1 protein-coding gene is annotated in these 1,150 nt (G+C 59.5%); it reads right to left on the minus strand.

Going from position 1 to position 1,150, the window contains the following annotated elements; genetic code table 11:
• Positions 1 to 1,150, minus strand: a 1,150-nt coding sequence (bamA, locus tag A2I95_RS40640) for an outer membrane protein assembly factor BamA (protein ID WP_291737976.1), incomplete at both ends; no start/stop codon positions are given.

Below are 1,150 nucleotides of genomic sequence, written 5' to 3' on the forward strand. Positions count from 1 at the left end.
AGATTCAGCGACCCGGTTGGCTGTTCCTCGACGTCGACGTCGATAATCACCTGATCGGACGAGCTGCCCTCACGGGTTTCCACATCGGCGTTGGCAAAGAAACCAAGCGCCCGGATACGCTCTGCGCTGTTGCGGATGGACCGCGGATTGAAGGGGTCGCCTTCCACCGAGCGGAATTGCTGACGGACCACCCGGTCCAGCGTGGTGGTATTGCCTTCGATATCGATACGCTCGACAAACACCCGCGGACCGCGGCGCAATACGAACTCAATATCCAGGGTCAGATCCCGCTCATTGCGGGTGACCCGCGGCTCGACCCGCAAAAAGTCGATCTCTTTGCGGACGGCCAGCCCCTCCATCCGGTCGATCGCATTCTCGACCAGCGACGGGGAGTACACCACACCGGGCTTGATCTTCAGGGTGGAGCTGAACAGGTCGGCATCCGCTTCCGGCATTTCGCTGGTCACAGAGACATTGCCGAACCTGAATTGCTGGCCTTCGGTCACATCGACCACCAGAAAAACCGCATCCCGCTCGCGCGTGACTTCAGCATTGGAGCTGTTCACCCGGAAATCCACGTAACCGCGCGACAGATAGAAATCACGAAGCACTTGCTTGTCGAATTCCAGCCGGTCCTCGATCAACGTGTCCGAGTTGATGAAACCGCGCAGAAATCCAGCCTGTTTGGTCTGCAGGATCCGGCGCAGACGGCGGTCGGAATAAACCCGGTTGCCGGTGAAAGAGACGCGCTCCACCTCGATGGTGTCGCCTTCGGAAATCTCGAACACCAGGTCGACGCGGTTGTTGTTGCGGCGGATAATCCGCGGGGTCACGCGCGACGCCAGACGGCCTTGAACGCTGTACGCCTCGGCAATTGCGGCGGCGTCGCGCTCGGCCTGCGAGGGGCTGAACACCCGGCGCGGCGCAGATTCGATAATCTGGTCCAGGGAATCATCCTTGAGACGGCGGTTGCCCTCAAAGCTGATCTGATTGATGGTCGGGAATTCGGTGACTTTGATCACCAGCGTATTGCCGCGCGGAACCAACTCCACTGTTTCAAATACGCCACTGTCAAGAATGCGCTGATAGGCGTCGTTCAGCTCGCCAGCGCTGACAGTCTGACCGCGTTCGATCCCGGTATAGGCAACAA

This window comes from Leisingera sp. F5, from assembly GCF_001593695.1.